Annotated in this window: 12 protein-coding genes; 7 read left to right on the top strand and 5 right to left on the bottom strand. The window is 72.9% G+C overall.

The features are described from left to right. Positions 1 to 777, top strand: a 777-nt coding sequence (locus tag ABLM29_RS02645; RefSeq protein ID WP_349712156.1) for an FtsK/SpoIIIE domain-containing protein, incomplete at its 5' end; no start/stop codon positions are given. Here the strand turns inward: ABLM29_RS02645 and ABLM29_RS02640 are convergent. Then, positions 740 to 1,966: a YibE/F family protein gene (locus tag ABLM29_RS02640; RefSeq protein ID WP_349712154.1), complete on the bottom strand. Its 1,227-nt coding sequence runs from the start codon at positions 1,964 to 1,966 to the stop codon at positions 740 to 742. The genes ABLM29_RS02645 and ABLM29_RS02640 overlap by 38 nt on opposite strands. Before the next feature lie 225 nt (positions 1,967 to 2,191). Then, positions 2,192 to 2,959, bottom strand: coding sequence for an alpha/beta fold hydrolase (locus ABLM29_RS02635; protein WP_349712151.1), 768 nt, complete (start codon positions 2,957 to 2,959; stop codon positions 2,192 to 2,194). Between the two features lie 79 nt (positions 2,960 to 3,038). Here ABLM29_RS02635 and ABLM29_RS02630 point away from each other — a divergent pair, with 79 nt between their 5' ends. Next, on the top strand, positions 3,039 to 4,577 hold the full coding sequence (locus ABLM29_RS02630; protein ID WP_349712149.1) for an FAD-dependent oxidoreductase: 1,539 nt from the start codon (positions 3,039 to 3,041) through the stop codon (positions 4,575 to 4,577). A 234-nt stretch (positions 4,578 to 4,811) separates the two neighbouring features. On the opposite strand, the gene ABLM29_RS02625 is transcribed toward ABLM29_RS02630, so the two are convergent. Beyond that, entirely contained in the window at positions 4,812 to 5,309 is a 498-nt protein-coding gene (locus tag ABLM29_RS02625) for a MarR family winged helix-turn-helix transcriptional regulator (RefSeq protein ID WP_349712147.1), read from the bottom strand. Positions 5,310 to 5,426: 117 nt separating this feature from the next. Between ABLM29_RS02625 and ABLM29_RS02620 the strand changes: the two genes are divergently transcribed. From ABLM29_RS02620 to ABLM29_RS02605, 4 genes are all read left to right on the top strand, one after another. After that, positions 5,427 to 5,996: a TetR/AcrR family transcriptional regulator gene (locus tag ABLM29_RS02620; RefSeq protein WP_349712145.1), complete on the top strand. Its 570-nt coding sequence runs from the start codon at positions 5,427 to 5,429 to the stop codon at positions 5,994 to 5,996. 113 nt (positions 5,997 to 6,109) lie between these two features. Next, a complete protein-coding gene (locus ABLM29_RS02615) occupies positions 6,110 to 7,549 on the top strand; it encodes a glyceraldehyde-3-phosphate dehydrogenase (RefSeq protein WP_349712143.1) in 1,440 nt (479 codons plus the stop codon). Between the two features lie 174 nt (positions 7,550 to 7,723). Further along, on the top strand, positions 7,724 to 8,470 hold the full coding sequence (locus ABLM29_RS02610) for a hypothetical protein (RefSeq protein ID WP_349712141.1): 747 nt from the start codon (positions 7,724 to 7,726) through the stop codon (positions 8,468 to 8,470). Positions 8,471 to 8,524: 54 nt separating this feature from the next. Continuing rightward, positions 8,525 to 10,138 carry an AMP-binding protein gene (locus tag ABLM29_RS02605; protein ID WP_349712139.1) on the top strand — a complete coding sequence of 538 codons (1,614 nt, stop codon included), beginning with the start codon at positions 8,525 to 8,527 and terminating at the stop codon, positions 10,136 to 10,138. 251 nt (positions 10,139 to 10,389) lie between these two features. On the opposite strand, the gene ABLM29_RS02600 is transcribed toward ABLM29_RS02605, so the two are convergent. Then, positions 10,390 to 13,440 carry an MMPL family transporter gene (locus ABLM29_RS02600; protein ID WP_349712138.1) on the bottom strand — a complete coding sequence of 1,017 codons (3,051 nt, stop codon included), beginning with the start codon at positions 13,438 to 13,440 and terminating at the stop codon, positions 10,390 to 10,392. A 123-nt stretch (positions 13,441 to 13,563) separates the two neighbouring features. Here ABLM29_RS02600 and ABLM29_RS02595 point away from each other — a divergent pair, with 123 nt between their 5' ends. Further along, positions 13,564 to 14,343 carry a crotonase/enoyl-CoA hydratase family protein gene (locus ABLM29_RS02595; RefSeq protein ID WP_349712136.1) on the top strand — a complete coding sequence of 260 codons (780 nt, stop codon included), beginning with the start codon at positions 13,564 to 13,566 and terminating at the stop codon, positions 14,341 to 14,343. Positions 14,344 to 14,760: 417 nt separating this feature from the next. Here the strand turns inward: ABLM29_RS02595 and ABLM29_RS02590 are convergent, their stop codons facing one another. Beyond that, complete coding sequence (locus tag ABLM29_RS02590) at positions 14,761 to 17,766, bottom strand: Ig-like domain-containing protein (protein ID WP_349712134.1); 3,006 nt, start codon at positions 17,764 to 17,766, stop codon at positions 14,761 to 14,763. Positions 17,767 to 17,850 lie beyond the last annotated feature (84 nt).

Here is a 17,850-nt window from a genome sequence, read left to right as displayed (position 1 = left end):
GGACGCCGGCGACCGTCACCAGCAGCGCGAAGGCGGCAAGCACCGCCACCACCCCGCCACCGGAGATCCGGCGGCGCGGCCCAGGTCGGTGGCGGGTTCGACGACCTCCGGCTGCTGGTCGGCCTGGCGGAGCCGGACCTGGCCCCCGCCGCGCTCGACGCCGACGCCAACCCGCACCTGCTGGTGCTCGGCGCCGCCGGCTCGGGCCGGACCGCGCTGCTGCGCGCCTGTTGCCGGGAGGTGGTCCGGAGCCGGGTGCCCGGCCGGGCCCAGCTCCTGGTGGTCGACCCGCGACGCTCCCTGCTCGGCGAGGTACCGCCGGAGCACCTGCTCGCCCACGCCCCGTCGGCGGAGGCGGCCGCGGCGGCGCTGGCCGACCTCGCCACCTACCTGCGCCGACGGCTCCCGGGGCCCGAGGTGACGCCGCGGGAGCTGCGGGAGCGGTCCTGGTGGTCGGGCGCGGAGGTGTTCGTGGTCGTCGACGACGCCGACCTGCTCGCCGACGGCCCGTGGTCGGCGGGCGACCGCGGCGGTCCGCTCGGCCCGCTGCTGCCCCTGCTCCCCCATGCCCGCGACGTCGGCCTGCACCTGCTGCTGGCCCAGCGTGCGCCGAACGACCCGCGCGCCGCCGTACCGCGCTCGGAGGCGGCGGAGGCGCTGGCCCGCCTCGGCGCCGCGGTCCTGACGCTCGACGGGCGGGACGGGCGGGCCGAGCTCGCGCTCCGCGGCCGCCCGCCGGTCACGGTGCAGCTGGCGTGGGCTCCTCCGAGGGGCTGACGTCCTCGGCGGCGACGGGGCCGCTGACGATGAGGGCAGCGATCGCGGTGGTGATGGGCACGGCCAGCACCAGCCCGATCGAGGTGGTCAGCGTGCGCACGATCTCCTCGGCGAGCTCCTCGGTGGAGAGCAGGTCGATCAGCGGCCGGTCGTAGACCCGCAGCAGCATCAGCACCAGCAGCGACGTGCCGACGTAGGCGAAGACGATCGTGTAGATCGTGGACGCGATGTGGTCGCGCCCGATCCGCATCCCGCTGGCGAACAGCGCCATCCGCGAGGCCTGCGGCGCCGCGGCCCGCAGCTCCCACACCGAGGAGGCCTGGGTGATGGTGACGTCGTTGAGCACACCGAGGCCGGCGATCACGAGCGCGCAGCCCAGCAGCGACTGGAAGTCGAGGTCCGCGGCGAACGTCGACAGCAGCCCGCCGGACTCGTCCGAGATGCCGGTCAGGTGGGTGCCGCCGATGGCGACCCACCCGATCCCGGCGGTCAGCGCGACGCCGACGAGCGTCCCGGCCAGGGCGGTGCTGGTCCGCAGCGACAGCCCGTGGGTCGTGTAGAGGACCACGAACATGATCGCGGTCGAGCCGGCGAAGGCGACCCCCATGCCGGGCGCGCCGTGCAGCAGCGCCGGCAGCATGAACCACCACACGACCGCGCCGCCGCAGGCCAGGCCGACGAGGGCGAAGACGCCGCGCCACCGTGCGGTGGCGACCACGACGACCAGGAAGAGCAGCGCGAGCCAGAGCAGCTCGGCGTCGCGGTCGGTGGCGAAGTAGGAGTACGTCGCCTCGCCGCCCTCGACGGGCAGCCGCATCAGCTCCACGCTGTCCCCGGCGGTCAGCCCCGACTCGGTCACCTCCCGCGGCACCGGCACCACCACCTCGCCGTCCTCGCCGACGTCGACCGTGAGCGTGCCGCAGTCCGCCTCGCCGGGGCGCTCGTCGTCGCCGCAGACGCGGGCGGCGGCCGTCACCTCCCCGATCGGGAAGGTGACGCCGGGCGCGGCGAACTGGGCCGCGCCGCGGTCCACCACGTCGTCCCCGGAGGGCCACCAGGCCACGATCCCGACGACGGCGACGAGGAGTGCGACGGCGAGCGAGGCGAGTAGCGCGATCCTGGCCGGGCCGCCGACCCGTACCCGATCGTCGAGGTCACGTCCGGCGCGGTGCGAGTGGCCCTGGCCCATGGGCAGCAAGGATCCCACGGCCGGTTCGGACGCGGCGGCGCGGCAGGGCATGTAAGGCAGGGCATGTAAGGCAGGACATGTAAGGCAGGACATGTAAGGCAGGACATGTAAGGCAGGACATGTAACACGCTGTCCGCCGCACTTCACGGACGTCCACGGCGCTCCCAGCCCGATGCGACGGGCTTCTACCGAGGCCGACGACCGGCCAGACGCCGCAACAGCGTGTTACATCGCCCGCAGGTGGCCGGCGACCAACGCCGCGACCTCGCCGGGGCGGTCGGCCGCGACCTGGTGGTCGCCGTCGGCCACGACGGCGACCTCGACCAGCGGCAGCAGGGCGGCCAGGCGGTCGCGCATCTCGACGAACCAGGGGTGGGTGTCGGCGCCGCCGACATACAGCGTCGGTGCGGCGACCCGGGCCGCGTCCGCGTCGGTGAGGCGCCACTCGGAGAGTGCCGGCACGTCGGAGCCGAAGAAGGTCGCCGCGTCCCGCTCCATGACGGCCACCGACCCCGGCAGGTCCCGCTCCTGGCGCTCCCGCCAGTCCGGGCCGACGAGGCCGGTCATGAACACCTCCAAGGCGGCCGCGCCGTCCGCTCGGGCGGCGCGCTGCAGGTCCCGGCCAGCCGCCCGGAACTCGGCCGCGCCCGCGGTCCCGGTCGGCGGCGCCTCCACGACGGCCAGCCTCCGCACCAGCGCCGGCTCGGCGGCGGCGAGCGCCAGCGCCACGGCCGCGCTGTAGCTGGCGCCGACCACGTGGACCGGTCCCCGGTCGAGCGAGCGCAGGTACGCCGCCGCGTCGGCGGCGTCGCCCGGCACGCTGCCGCGCCCGCGGGAGCCGCTGCCGTCGTACCCGTCGCGGTGGAGGTGGTGGACCTCGAACCGGTGGGCCGCGATCCCCCGTGCCAGCGGCAGCAGCTCGTCGGCGGTCAGCGCGGTCTGGATCACCAGCACCGGCTCGCCGGCGCCGACCACCTCGACCCGTGCCGCCACACCTCTCACCGTGGAGGACCGGGACGCGGTCCGCAAGCGACACCTGCCGACCGAAACTAGAACACGTTATCGTTCCCGCGTGAGCGAGATCGTGGGAGCTGCGGAGCTGCAGCGGGAGTACGACGTGGTCGTGGTCGGCTCGGGCGGCGGCGCCCTCACCGGGGCGGCCCTCGCGGCCGCGGCCGGGCTGAGCACGCTGGTGCTGGAGCGGACGGGCCTGATCGGCGGCACGTCGGCCTACTCGGGCGGCGCGTGCTGGCTCCCCGGCAGCGAGGTGCAGCAGCGGGCCGGCCTGCCGGACTCGACCGAGGGTGCGCGGGCCTACCTGGCGGCGGTGCTCGACGACCCGGCCACCGACCGGGTCGAGGCGCTGCTGGCGGAGGCGCCACGGCTGGTCGCCCGGCTGGAGGCGGACCCGCTGATGGCGTTCGAGTGGATCCCGTTCGCCGAGTACTACGACGCGCCCGGCCGGGTCCCGATGGGCCGCTCGATCCAGCCGTCGGCGATCAAGCGCGCCGAGCTCGACCCCGCGGTCACCGCGATCCTCCGACCGCCCGTCGACAAGGACCGCGTCGGGCTGCCGGGGCGCTCCACGCTCTCCGGCGGTCAGTCGCTGATCGGGCGGCTGGCCGCGATGCTGGTCCGCGACGGCGGCACGATCGCCACCGGGCACCGGGTGGAGGGCTTCGGCCGGAACCCCGAGGGCCGCGCCGACACCGTTCTCGTCAAGGGTCCCGACGGCCGGGTCGAGGTGCTCGCACGGCGCGGGATCCTGGTCGCGGCCGGCGGCTTCGAGGGCTCGGAGGAGCGCCGCAAGGAGCACGGCACCCCGGGCAGCGCCGCCTGGACGATGGCCCCCGCGGGCACCAACACCGGCGAGGTGATCGACGCGGCGGCCGCGGTCGGCGCCGCCACCGACTTCTCCGGCGAGGGCTGGTTCTGCCCCGGGCTGCAGCAGCCGGACGGCTCGGGCACGTTCACGCTCGGCTTCCGCAGCGGGCTGATGGTCGACGCCACGGGCCGCCGCTACGCGAACGAGTGCCTCCCCTACGACCGGTTCGGCCGGGCGATGGCCGCCGCGCCGGAGCGGGTGCCGTCGTGGTTCCTCTTCGACAGCGCGGAGGGCGGTCGGCTGCCCGCGATCGCGATGCCCGAGGGCGACCCGGCCGAGCACCTCGCCGCCGGCACCTGGGTGCGCGCCGACACGCTCGACGGCCTCGCCGAGGCGACCGGCCTGGACGCCGTGGCGCTCGCGGAGACGGTGGAGCGGTTCAACGGCTTCTGCGCCACCGGGGTGGACGAGGACTTCGGCCGCGGCGCGGACGAGTACGACACCTTCTTCGCCGGCGGCGGCAGCCCCAACAAGGCACTGGTCCCGCTCGCGGCACCGCCGTTCTACGCCGCCCGGTTCGTGCTCTCCGACCTCGGCACCAAGGGCGGCCTGGTCACCGACGCCGCCGCGCGGGTGCTCGACGCCTCCGGCGCCCCGATCCCGGGCCTGTACGCCGCCAGCAACTCCACCGCGTCCGTCTTCGGCTCCGCCTACCCGGGCCCGGGCGCCCCGCTCGGCGCGGCGATGGCGTTCGCGTCGCTCGCGGTGCAGGACATCCTGGGCTGATCGGCCGCGGCGCGCTCGTGCCGCGCCGGTGCCGCGCCGGGGCGCGTCGTGTGCCTGAGACCGGCCCATGGGCGGGTGTCGGGCACACGACCCCGGTCTCGCGGGTGGCTACCCCCACGTGGGTCGGGTCGTGTGCCTGAGGCATCGCCCAGGCGGGTCCTCAGGCACACGACCCGACCCACGGGGCCGCACACCGACCAGCGCTCGCCGACCCCTCGGCGCGGGCAGGGGCGACTAGCTGGCGGCGCGGCGCCCGCCCTCGGCGTCGCCGCCCTCGATCTCGGCCAGCCGCTGCAGGATCGCGTCGGTGACCTCGGCCAGCGTCGCCACCTGCTCCGCGCTCAGCCCGGCGAAGACCGCGGAGCGCACCAGGTCGACGTGGTCGGGCGCGGCGGCCTCGATCGCCGCCTGGCCCTCGTCGGTCAGGTCCACGAACGCGCCGCGCCGGTCGTCGACGCACTCGCGCCGCCGTACCAGGCCGCGGGCGGCCATCCGGGCGACCTGCTTGGAGACCCGGCTCTTCTCCCACTGGAGGCGGTCGCCGATCTCGTACATCCGCAGCGAGCGCTCCGGGACGTCGGTCAGCGCGACCAGGATGTCGTAGTCGGCGAGCGAGAGCCCGCTGCTCGCCTGCAGCCCGCGGTGCAGCGCGACCGTGAGCTGGGCATTGGCGTCCAGCCAGGAGCGCCAGGCGCGCTGCTGGTCGTCATTGAGCCACTCGGTCTCGACCACGTGACGATCCTAGGGTGCGCCACGTGGTGACTTCCGCACCTTTCTCACCCATCGTCGGCGCTCGGGCGCCCTAGCATGACGGCCCTCGGGGGCAACGCGAGCGGGAGGGAAACCGCGATGGGACGGACGAAGCGCAACGAGGCGCTGCGGGCGGTGTGGTTCGAGGCGGCCAACGAGATCCTGGCGACGGACGGGTACGGCGGGCTCAAGCTCGCCCCGCTGTGCCGCCGCCTGGGGGTCACGACCGGCGCCTTCTACCACTCCTTCGAGAACTGGCAGGAGTTCACCGACAGCCTGTTGGCCACCTGGCTGCGGGAGCGGACCCAGCAGACGATCGCCCTGGCCCGGTCCCACAAGGACCCCGCCCAACGGCTGCGCCACCTGGCCGCGGCCGGCTCCGAGCTCCAGCACCGCACCGAGGCCGCCATCCGGGTCTGGGCCGGCGTCGACGACCGGGTCGGGGCGGTGCAGCAGCAGGTGGACGAGGCGCGGTACCGGGTCGTCCACGACGCCGTCGCCGCACTGGTCGGGCCCGCCCGGGCCGAGGCGTTCGCGGTCTGGGCGATGAGCACCCTGATCGGGTACGAGCTGATGGCCGCGGAGCACGACCGGGCCCACCTGACGTGGGGGCTGGAGCAGATCATGCGCGCGGCGCGGGCGGAGGCGTCGTCCGGCGCGTCGCAGTGAGATTCCGGTCACAGCGGCGGGTTGGAACGGTCCAAGTCGCCCCCGCGAGATAGGGCGCCCGGGCACCTGCACCTAGCATCGCTCCGGTTTGTCGTCGTCCCTAGGGGAAGTCCGTGAGCGTCACTGAAGACCTGTTCACCCGCTGGAAGAGCCGCGAGGAGATCGCGGAGGCGATGATCCCGATCATCGGGAAGCTGCACCGCGAGAAGGACGTCACGATCCTCCTGCACAGCCGCTCGCTGGTGAACAAGTCGGTCATCAGCATCCTCAAGACGCACCGGTTCGCCCGGATGATCGGCGGCGAGGAGCTCTCCGTCGTCGACACGTTCCCCTTCCTCGAGGCGATCGCCGGCCTCGACATCGGCGCCGCGAAGATCGACCTCGCGCTGCTGCTCGCCGCCTACGAGGCCGACACCCGCGGCCTGGGCGTCGCCGAGTTCACCGCCGAGGCCCTGGCCGGCGCGACCGGCGAGAACAAGCGCGAGGCCGCCGGCCCGCAGGACGTCGTGCTGTACGGCTTCGGCCGCATCGGCCGCCTCGTGGCGCGCCTCCTGGTCGAGAAGGCCGGCTCCGGCAACGGCCTGCGCCTGCGCGCGGTCGTGGTCCGCAAGGGCGGCGAGGGCGACCTGGCCAAGCGCGCCTCGATGCTGCGCCGCGACTCGGTGCACGGCCAGTTCAACGGCACCATCACCGTGGACGAGGAGAACGACCTCGTCATCGCCAACGGCAACGCGATCAAGTTCATCTACAGCGACGACCCGTCGACGGTGGACTACTCGGCGTACGGGATCAACGACGCGATCCTGATCGACAACACCGGCAAGTGGCGCGACCGCGAGGGCCTCTCGAAGCACCTGCGCCCCGGCATCGCCAAGGTGCTGCTCACCGCGCCGGGCAAGGGCGACGTGCCGAACATCGTGCACGGCGTCAACCACGAGGGCGTGGACCCGTCCGAGAACGTGCTCTCCTGCGCGTCCTGCACCACCAACGCGATCGTCCCGCCGCTGAAGGCGATGGAGGACGAGTTCGGCATCGTCCGCGGCCACGTGGAGACGGTGCACTCGTTCACCAACGACCAGAACCTGCTCGACAACCACCACAAGGCCGACCGCCGCGGCCGCTCGGCCCCGCTGAACCTGGTGCTGACCGAGACCGGCGCCGCCTCCGCCGTCGCCAAGGCGCTGCCGGACCTGAAGGCGAAGATCACCGGCAACTCGATCCGCGTCCCCACCCCGGACGTGTCGATCGCGATCCTCTCGCTCCAGCTGAAGCGGGAGACGACCCGCGAGGAGGTCAACGAGCACCTGCGCGATGTCTCGCTGACCGGCGAGCTGCGCCGCCAGCTGGACTACACGGTGGCCAGCGACGCGGTCTCCAGCGACTTCATCGGCTCGCGGGCCGCCTCGATCATCGACGGCAACGCCTCGATCGTCGACGGCGACAGCGCGATCCTCTACGTCTGGTACGACAACGAGTTCGGCTACTCCTGCCAGGTGGTCCGAACCGTGCAGTACATCTCGGGCGTCGAGTACCCGACCTTCCCGCAGGCCTGAGCCAGCAGCGTCCGCGAGCCGGCAGAGACTGACCGTCAGTTTCTGCCGGTTCGCGCATTTTTCGACCGGTACGCCGCCCGGTCGGCCCCGCGCGCCCGGGTCTTGCGTCCCTTGTCTAGTGGTCTGGACCGGCGCACCATGGAAGGACCGGGGCACGAGAGAACGGACAGGAAGATGCGTGACCAGCTCGGGACCACCATCCAGATGACGCACGAGGTGCTCGCCTCACGGCTCGCCCACGCCCAGGCGAGCATGCCCACCAAGGACCGTCCGCGCGACCGCTTCCCGGCCACCGACCGGTTCCTGGCCAGCACCAGTCGGCACGTCGCCGCCGCCAACGCAGTGCTCGTACCCGAGTTCGCCGCGCACCTCGCCGACGGCAAGGCTCAGGCCAAGGCGTTCACCGCCGCCAGCAAGCACCTGGAGGAGGCCCTGGCGCACACCAAGGCCAAGCTCTACGGCTCCACGTACGACGTGAAGCGGCCGTGGCGGGCCGTCTGGGCCGAGGTGGACGAGGCGTTCGAGGAGTACATGGTCCTCGAGGAGGACCTCGTCGCCGCCCTCCCCCACGACGAGCACCGCAACGAGCTCGCCGAGCGGCTGTACCGCAGCGAGCTGAAGGCGCCGACCCGCCCGCACCCCTACATCCCGCACCGTGGCGCGACGGGGAAGGTGGCCCGCGGTGTCGCGGTCCGCGTCGACCGGTTCTGGGACACCGCCGAGGGCCGGATGATCCCCGACCCGGTGCACGCGGAGCGGCACGCCGACGGGCGGCTCGCCCAGTACCTGCTCGCCGAGACCCACATCGAGGAGCCCGGCGCGGAGGAGATCGTCGCGGACGAGATCGTGGCGGACGAGATCGGCGCGGAGGAGATCGTGGCGGAGGAGCCCGCCGCCGAGGAGCCCCAGCCCGAGCGCTGACCCGCTCACCGGGATCCACCGACCCGGCCGCCGTACCGGCGGCAGGATGGGCGGGTGACCGCTCCCACCTTCGCCGCGCTGCTCGCGGCCCGTGCCGGGGACGACGCCACCGCGCTCTGGTTCGAGGAGCGCTCCTGGACCTGGGCGGAGGTGATCGCCGAGGGGCGGCGCCGCGCGGGCCTGCTGCGCGACCTCCGCGCCCAGGTCGCCGCAGCGCCCCCGGGTCCCTGGCACGTCGGCCTCGCCCTGGAGAACACCGCCGAGCACCTGTTCTGGTGGGTGGCCTGCTCCCTCGCCGGCGCCACCGGGGTCGGCATCAACCCGACCCGGCGGGGCCCCGACCTGGCCCGTGACATCACCTTCACCGAGTGCCAGGTGCTCGTCGTCGACGACGGCCGCCGCGCGCTGCTGCAGGGCCTCACCACGCCCGTGGCCGCCGAGCGGACCCTGTACGTCGACGAGCCGTCGTACGGCGCCCGGCTGGCCGCGACGGACCCGCTCGACGTCGCCTCGGCCAGGGCCGCCGAGGTCGACCCGGCGACGCCGTTCTCGCTGGTCTTCACCAGCGGCACCACCTCCGCGCCGAAGGCCGTCATCTGCACGCAGGCGCGGATGGGCCGGATCGCCGCGCAGCAGGCCGAGCGGCGCGACCTCACCGCCGCCGACGTCTTCTACGTGGTGATGCCGATGTTCCACTCCAACGCGCTGATGGCGGGGATCGCCCCGGCCGTCGCGGTGGGCGGCACGATCGTGCTGCGCCGCCGGTTCTCGGCCTCGGCGTGGCTGGCGGACGTGCGGCGCTACGGCGTGACCTTCTTCAACTACGTCGGCAAGCCGCTGGCGTACGTCCTGGCCACGCCGGAGCGCGCGGACGACGCGGACAACCCGCTGCGGATCGCGTTCGGCAACGAGGCGGCGGAGGGCGACATCGCGGCCTTCGGCCGGCGGTTCGGCTGCCGGGTGATCGACTCGTTCGGCTCCAGCGAGGGCGAGATCCAGATCATCCGGACCGCGGAGACCCCACCCGGGTCGCTCGGGCTCGCGCCGACGCCGGCGACCGTGGTGATGGACCCGGAGACGCTCACCGAGTGCCCGCCGGCGGAGTTCGACGAGCGCGGGCGGCTGCTCAACGGCGACGAGGCGATCGGCGAGATCGTCCACCGGGACGGCGCCGCGCTCTTCGAGGGCTACTGGAACAACCCCGAGGCCCAGGCAGCGCGGCTGCGCCACGGCTGGTCGTGGAGCGGCGACCTCGCCTACCGCGACGCGGCGGGGTACTTCTACTTCGCCGGGCGCTCGGGCGACTGGCTGCGGGTGGACGGTGAGAACCTCGCCACCGCGCCGATCGAGCGGCTGCTGGTCCGCTTCGACGGGTTCGCGGCGGTCGCCGTGGTGGCGATCCCGGACCCGGTGGTGGGCGACCGCGTCTGCGCCGTCGCGGAGGCGCGGCCGGGGACCGCCTTCGACCCCGACTGCTTCGCGCGGTTCCTCGAGGCCCAGCCCGACCTGGGCACGAAGTGGGTGCCCGCGGTGGTCCGCGTGGTCGACGCGCTGCCACGGACGCCGACCAACAAGGTGCTCAAGCGCGAGATCCCCCGGGACGCGGTCGGCGGCGCCGGGGTGTGGCAGCGGGTGCCGGGGAGCCTGGCGTACCGCGCGCTGGGCTGATCCTGATCGGAGCGGGGTCGTGTGCCCCAGACCCCGCTATACCGATGCCTCAGGCACACGACCCGACCCGGGCAGCGCTCGTGTGCCCCACACCCCGCCACCCCGATGCCTCAGGCACACGACCCACCCCTGGCCGACCCGACCCGGGCAGCGCTCGTGTGCCCCACACCCCGCCACCCCGATGCCTCAGGCACACGACACGCCCCCTGGCCCGCACCCGACCCGCCGCCCCGCCCCGACCCGGAGCCGCCTCAGGAGCTCCCGGCCGCCGCGGGCGCCGGCGCCCGCATCGGCCACCACAGCTTGGGGCCGAGGATGGTGGCGATCGAGGGCACCAGCAGCGAGCGCACCACGAAGGTGTCGAGCAGCAGCCCGATCCCGATCGCCAGCCCGACCTGCACCATGGTCAGCACCGAGCCGGCCATCAGCGCGAACATGCTCGCCGCGAAGATCACTCCGGCCGAGGTGATCACGCCGCCGGTCATCGCGGTGGCCCGCGCGATGCCGGCACGCGAGCCGTCCGGCGCCTCCTCGTGGATCCGCTTGGTGAGCAGCAGGTTGTAGTCGGCGCCGACGGCGACCAGCACCACGAACGACACCGCGGTCACCGTCCAGCTCAGCTGCTGGCCGAGGAAGACCTGCCAGATCAGCACCGACGCTCCCATGGCGGCGGCGAAGGAGAGGACGACGGTGCTCATCAGCAGCACCGCGGCGACCAGGCCGCGCAGCAGCACCAGCAGCACCAGGAAGACGGCGATCAGCGCGCCGGTGCCGATCAGCCGCATGTCGCGGCCGGCGTAGTCGGCGAGGTCCGCGTTGGTGGCGGCCATGCCCGCCATCGAGACGTCGGCGCTCGCCAGGCGGGTGTCAGAGAGCGACTCGACGACGCTGTCCCGGATCACGGGGATCCGGGCGGAGGCGGCGGACTCGAAGGCGTCGGTGCTGCCGAGGACGACGTACCGAGCGGTCCGCCCGTCCTCGGAGAGGAAGAGGCCCCGGGCCGCCGCGAACCGCTTGTTCTTCAGGGCCGCCGGAGGCAGGTAGAAGCCGCCGATGCTGGGGTCCTTCGCGAAGGTCCCGGTCCTGGTCAGGTGGTCGACGGCATCGTTCATCCCCTGCTCGAGGTCGGGCAGCGTGGTGGTGACCTCCTGGGTGCTGCTCTCCAGGTCGCCGGCTCCGGTGGCGAGCTTGCCCGCGCCGTCGGCCAGCTTGTCGAGCTTGTTCGCGAAGGTCCGCTGGCCCGCCTCGAGCTCGTCGGCGCCGGCCCGGACCTGCCGCAGGCCGGACTGCAGCTGGCGCATGCCCGCCTGCAGGTCGCCGGCGCCGTTGGCCAGCTTGCGGGCGCCGGCCGCCGCCTCGCGCAGCCCCGGGAGCAGCTGATCACGCTCGGCGACCCAGATCTTCCGGACGCCCTCGCGCGCCTGGTGGCAGACGATGCTCAGGCCGCACAACCGCATCCCGTCGTACACGGCCGCCAGCCCGTCAACCGCCACCTGCACCTGCGAGGCCGCGAAGTCCAGCCCGTCGGCGAGGTCGGCCGCGCCGGAGCGCAGCCGCCCGCCGCCGGCCAGCGCCTCGTCGGCGCCGTCGACGAGGCGTCGTACGCCGGCGGCGAGGTCGCCGCTCCCGTCGGCGAGCCGGTCGGCGCCGTCGATGGCCGACCGCGTGCCGTCGACCAGCCGGCCGGCGCCGTCCGAGAGGCGGCCGGCGCCTTCAGAGAGCTGGTCGGCGTCGTCGGACCCGGCGAGCACCTCCTCGGTCGCGGTCTGCAGCTTCTCGCCGATCTGCTTGTTCTGGTAGCCGATCGAGGCCTGCTTGATCGGCTTGCCGAGCGGCCGGGTGATGCCCCGGACCATGTCGATCCCGTCCTTGCGGGAGATCTCCGACGCGGCGCGCTCGAGCAGCGCGAGGTCCTTGGCGTTGCGCAGGTCGTGGTCGGCGTGCACCAGCAGGTAGTCCGGGAGGACCTCGTTGATCGGGTAGTGCCGCGCCAGCAGGTCGTAGCCGACGTTGCTCTGCGTGGTGTCCGGCTGCGTCCGGCGACCGTTGTAGGAGAGGTCGACCAGCGGGTAGAAGCAGGCGAGCGCGACGAGGGGGACCAGCGACAGCGCGAGCATCCGGTCCGGCCGGGCGGTGACCACCGCGGCGACCCTGGTCCACATCGCGCCGCCGGCGCCCGGGGGTCGCGGCTCGACCAGGCCCCGCTTGCCGGCGAGCGCCAGCAGCGCGGGGGTGAGGGTGAGCGCGACCGCGAGGTTGACGGCGACGGCGACCGCGAGGGCGGGACCGGTGGTGGAGAAGAACCCGAGCGCGGCCAGCGCCATCACCATCGTGGCGAGCATGACGGTCAGCGCGGAGCCGGCGATCACGCTGGCGATCCGGCCGGCCGCGTTGATCGCGGCGCGCTCCGGGGGGACGCCGAGGCGCCGCTGCTCGTGGTAGCGGCTGACCAGGAAGACGGCGTAGTCGGTGCCGGCGCCGAGCACGATGGCGGTGAGGAAGGTGCTGGCGAAGGTGGAGACGGCGAAGACGTCGGAGAGCCCGCAGGCCGCCACGACGGACCGGGAGACCGCCAGGCCGATCCCCACGACGCCGAGGATCAGCCCGGCGGTGACGAAGGAGCGGTAGATCGCCAGCAGGATCAGGGCGATGAGGACGACCGTGATCAGGGTGATCGGCAGGACGCTGCCCTCGGTGGCGGTGGCGAGGTCGGCGACGGTGGCCGTCGGGCCGGTCACCGCGACGGTGAGGCCGGCCGGCTTCAGGCCGGCGGCGCGCTCGCGGACCTCCTCCACCTGGGTGATCGAGGCGGGCGCGCCGGTCGGTCCGGTGATCCCGACCAGCAGGTACCGGGCCTCACCGTCCTCGCTGGTCAGCGCGTCGCGCAGGTCGGCGTCGGCGATGTCCTGGACGAAGGCGATGTCGGCCGAGTCGCGGCGCAGCTGCTGGGCGAGCTTGACCAGGTACTGCTGGTCCTCCACGCGCAGGCCGCCCGGCCGCTCCACCGCGATGACCAGCGGGCTCTCGCTGCGGCCGTTGCCGAACGCCTGGTCCATCTGCGCCGCGGCGACCAGCGAGGGAGCGTCGGGTGGCACCATCGGCGAGGCGTCCTGGCCGGCGATCGACTCGATCTGGGGAATGAGGATGTTGAGCACGACGGCGAGCGCGAGCCAGGCCAGGACGACGCGCTGGGCGTTGCGCACGACGTACGACGCCGCTCGCTCGCTGCGCGCGCCGGCGACCGGCGCGGATCTCTCCCGCGCCTGGACCATCCGGCCGAGCCGTTCGTCCCACCCCACCACGACGGTGCTCCCCCCATGTCGAACGGCCCCCCGCCGCTCGATGCGCATGCGATCCTAGAACGTGTTACACGTCACAATAGGTGACATGCGACACGCTGTCACAGAAATCCTGGAGGCATGTACATGAGCGAGACCGACGTCCGCGTGCTGGTGAACGTAACCGACGGCGTGGCCGACGTCGTCCTGAACCGTTCAGCCAAGCGCAACGCCCTGGACACCGCGATGTTCGAGGCCATTCTCTCGACGATCGAGGACCTGGGTGCCCGCGACGACGTGCGCGCGGTCGTGCTCTCAGGGGCCGGCGGGGCGTTCTCGGCCGGCATCGACCTCTCGCTCCTCGCCGGCGGGCCCGCTGACCAGGGGCTTCAGGCGCGGACGCACGGCCCCGCCAACGCCTTCCAACAGGTCGCCTGGGGATGGCGGGCGCTGCCCGTGCCGGTGATCGCGGCCATCGAGGGCGTCTGCTTCGGCGGCGGCCTCCAGATCGCGCTCGGCGCGGACCTGCGGATCGCCCGTCCCGACGCGCGGCTGGCGGTGATGGAGGCCCGCTGGGCGCTGGTGCCGGACATGGCCGGGTTCCCGCTGCTCCGTGGCCTGGTCCGGGCGGACGTACTCCGCGAACTGGTCTATACCGCTCGGGAGGTGAGCGGCACCGAGGCCGCGTCGATCGGCCTGGCCACCCGCGTCGCCGACGACCCGCACACCGAGGCGATGGACCTGGCCCGGCACATGGCCGCCCAGCACCCGGAGACCACCCGCGCCGCCAAGCGCCTGCTCGGCCTCACGGTCGACGAGTACGCCGACCCGGCGACCCTGCTGCTCGCCGAGTCCGTCGAGCAGGAGAAGCTGCTCGGCTCCGCCGCCATGGCCGCGCTGCTGGGAAGCCGCACCACCGGCCGCTGATGCTCCACCGGTGGTTGAGGTGCGAGCGAAGCGAGCCCACCGGTGGTTGAGGTGCGAGCGAAGCGAGCCCACCGGTGGTTGAGGTGCGAGGCGCCCCGGCGCCGAGCCTCGAAACCCTTGGGTTGAGGTGCGAGGCGCCCCGGCGCCGAGCCTCGAAACCACCTCCGCGCGGCCCCCGAAAAAGGCAAGTGACCCGAGGGCATTGCCCCCGGGTCAGCCTCCGGATCCGCTGCTTACCACCCCCACCTGCCCGGACGGGCAGGTGGGTCATGCTTGGATAGCGGCCAAGCGGTCCGGACCGAATACTCGCAGCGACGGGAAGAATTTGGTCCGGACCGCGCCTGTGTCCACCGCAGGGCCGCCCCGGGCTCAGCGCCCGGGGCGGCCCCTCAGCGGGACCTCAGCCGACCGCCTGGGTCAGCGGATCCGCTTGGTCGCGGTGGTGACCTTCTCCGTGAGGCTGGAGACCTTCGCGAAGTACTTCGTGAACTTCTTGCCGTTGGCGTCCTTCACCTTGAGCTGGGCGACACCGCTGGCGTCAGCGAAGTCGCTGCCGAGGAACTCCTGGCCGCTCTTGGTCTTCTTGAAGAAGCGCACCTTCACGCCGCCCTCGGAAGCCTTGACCGTGAGCTGGTCCTTCTTGGCCTTGTTCGCCAGCGCGATGCGGGCCTTCAGCGGGTCGCTCTCCTTCGTGAAGGTGATCGAGACGCTCTTGGTCATGGTGCCGAGGATCGCGGTGACCTTCTGGACACCGGCCTCGTCCGACGTGAAGGCGTACGACGCGACGCCGTTGGCGTCGGTGGTGGCGGTGAAGTTGGCCGCACCCTGGCGGGCGAAGACGACCTCGGCACCCTCGAGCACGGCGCCCTTCTGGTCCACGACCGTCGCCGTGACGATGGCGACGTCCTCGATGTCGACGCTCTCCGGGGCAGCGAGCTCGAAGTCGGTCGCCTCGGCGACGTACCACTCCTCGACGAACTCGGTGTCGGCGGAGACGTACTCGGTGTCGAGGCTCTCGCCGTCGACGACGTACATCTCGGCGTCGTCACCGGTGTGGACGACGTCGAAGAGGTACTCGCCGGCCCGCTCCGAGGCCACGGTGAACTCACCGGTCGTGTCCAGGTCGGACTCGATCTCCGAACCCGTGACGGTGATGTAGCCGCCGGGGATCAGGTCGGTGGTGATCTCGTTCTTGATCACCTGGACGGGAACGCCGACGACGGGGTTGCCGAACTGGTCCTTGGCGAACACGTCGTAGGCGACGGCGTCACCCGGGGCGGCGGGACCCTGGCCGGCGACCCGCTCGACCGAGATCTCGGAGACGTTCTCTGCGCCGTAGGTGTCCCACTCGATGTCGTCGGTGACCGAGAGGTCGCCGATCGTCGCGGTGACCGTGGCGGTGTGCATGGCGTCGTCGTCGAAGCCCTCGTCGCGGCCGATGGACGTCGCGAAGTCGACGTAGCCGTCCCCGTCGGTGATGACGGTCATCTCGGTACCGAGGTCGTTGAGGACGCCGGAGGTGTAGGCGCCCGCGGCCGGCTCGGCGGAGTCACCGTCGGTGAAGAAGCCGGAGTCGACGGTCAGGTGCAGCACGCGGCCGGGCAGCGGCTCCCCCTCGTTGTCGAGCAGGTAGAACCCGTTCCACTTCGCCTCGCCCGGGTTGTACGCGGAACCGGAGCTGTCGAACTCGATCTCGGAGCCGGTCGGGAGGATGTCCGAGGTGAACTCGACGGACGCGGAGTCACCAGCCATCAGGTGCTCGCTGTAGACGTCGATCTCGCCGTCGACCTCGGCCTCGCCGTCGGTGCTCGGGTCAACGACGTCGACGGAGAACTTGCCGTCGGCGTCGGTGGTGACCTCCGTGGCCGCGACGTCGGCGTCGTCGCCGGCGTAGTAGTCGACGGTGAGGGCACGGTCGGCCAGCGGGGTGCCGTCCTCGAGGAGGACGGTACCGGCGACGGTGACGGTGCCACCCGACGCGGCGACGTAGGACTCCTGCTCGAGGGCGATCTCAGCCTCACCGATCACGACGGAGAGCAGCTGGCTCGACGCGACGGGGGTGTCGCCGCTGAGCCCCGCGAAGAGCTCGTAGGTGCCGGGGCCGTCGCCCGCCGGGAGGAGCGCCACCGAGTCGGCGTCGACCAGGGACTCGGTCGCGACGTCGGTCTCGGGCGTGCGCACGGCGTCGCCGTCGAACGGGGTCCAGACCCAGTAGTACTCCAGGTCGCCCGTGACGGAGATCGGGTCGCCGTTCTGGTCCTCGAACGAGACCGCGATGTCGCCCTCGTCGAACTCGTCGATGTCGAACGCGGCGCCCTCGACGGACTCGGCCACCAGCGTGGTGACCTCGGGGGTGTAGTCGGCGATCGTCAGGTCGGCGGCGGCGACGTCGCCGGCCTCGGCGTCGAACGCCGCGTCGGCGTCGGCGTTGACGTAGAACGTGTGGGTGCCGGCGGGGACGTCCTCGATGACGAGCATGCCGTCGATGTCGGTGGTGCCCTCGATGGAGCCCGCGAGGGCCACGTCGGCGCCGTAGATCGGCTTGCCGTACTGGTCGGTGACGGTCACGGTGACGTCGGTGGTCTCACCCGCGATGACGGTGTCCACGTCGGCGGTGGCGGTCACCGAGGCGACCTCCTGCCGGTACAGCGTGTAGGCCTCGACGGTGTCGGAGTCGTTCGCCGCGCCCAGGACCAGCTGGTCCTCGTTCGTGGACGGCTCGTCCCACTCGTAGCCGGTGATCTCCAGGACGTCGCGGAACGCGCCGCCGTCGACCGTCAGGGTGTCGAAGCCGGTGTCGCCCTCGCTGTAGTCGTCGGAGGCGTCGTTGTCGAGGAACTGCTCGTCGCCGTTGATCACGTAGACGTCGACGTCGTCGTCGCTGGAGGCGGTACCGCTGACGGTCACGTACTCCTCGCCACTCGTCGGGTTCGCGTAGGCGCCCAGGGCCATGAACGGGCCGGCGCCCGGGGTCAGCGCGACGGAGTCGATGGGTGCGCCGGCGGCGTTGAAGTCGACCTCGGTGCCGGAGTCGGCGCTCTCCGCCACGTCGGGGGTGCTGACCGCGCGGACGGCGCCGGAGGCGCCCAGGATCGAGCCGGGCACGTCCCAGTCGTAGACGAAGAGGCCGGCCGCGTTGCGCGTGGCCTCCGCGATGGTCACCCACTCGTCGGCGACGTTGTACTGGAACGTCACCGAGGTGACGTTCGCGCCGGCGCCGGCGGCGAGGCGGACCTTGGTGTCCACGCCGTCGTTGCGGATCGAGGTCTCACCGGTCGACTGCGAGAACAGCGTGACGACGTCGTCGCCACCCTGCTGGGCCGTGACGGAGTTGGCGGACGCGCCGGTGGCGAGCCCCGTGATCGCAAGCGCGGCGACGGCGGAGGTCGCCAGGCCGCGCTTGATGATGCCGCTGCTGGTCATGCGTGTTTGTCCCTTTCGGATTCTGTTCGAGGGCACGGAAGTGACCCCGAACCCCTGAGAGCCTCTCGATGAGGCATGCGCCTC

The organism is Nocardioides sp. YIM 152588 (genome assembly GCF_040191335.1).
In the GTDB taxonomy this organism is placed as follows: Bacteria; Actinomycetota; Actinomycetes; order Propionibacteriales; family Nocardioidaceae; genus Nocardioides.
The sequence above is the reverse complement of the archived record's forward strand: the minus strand, read 5'-3'. Positions and strand labels throughout refer to the sequence as shown.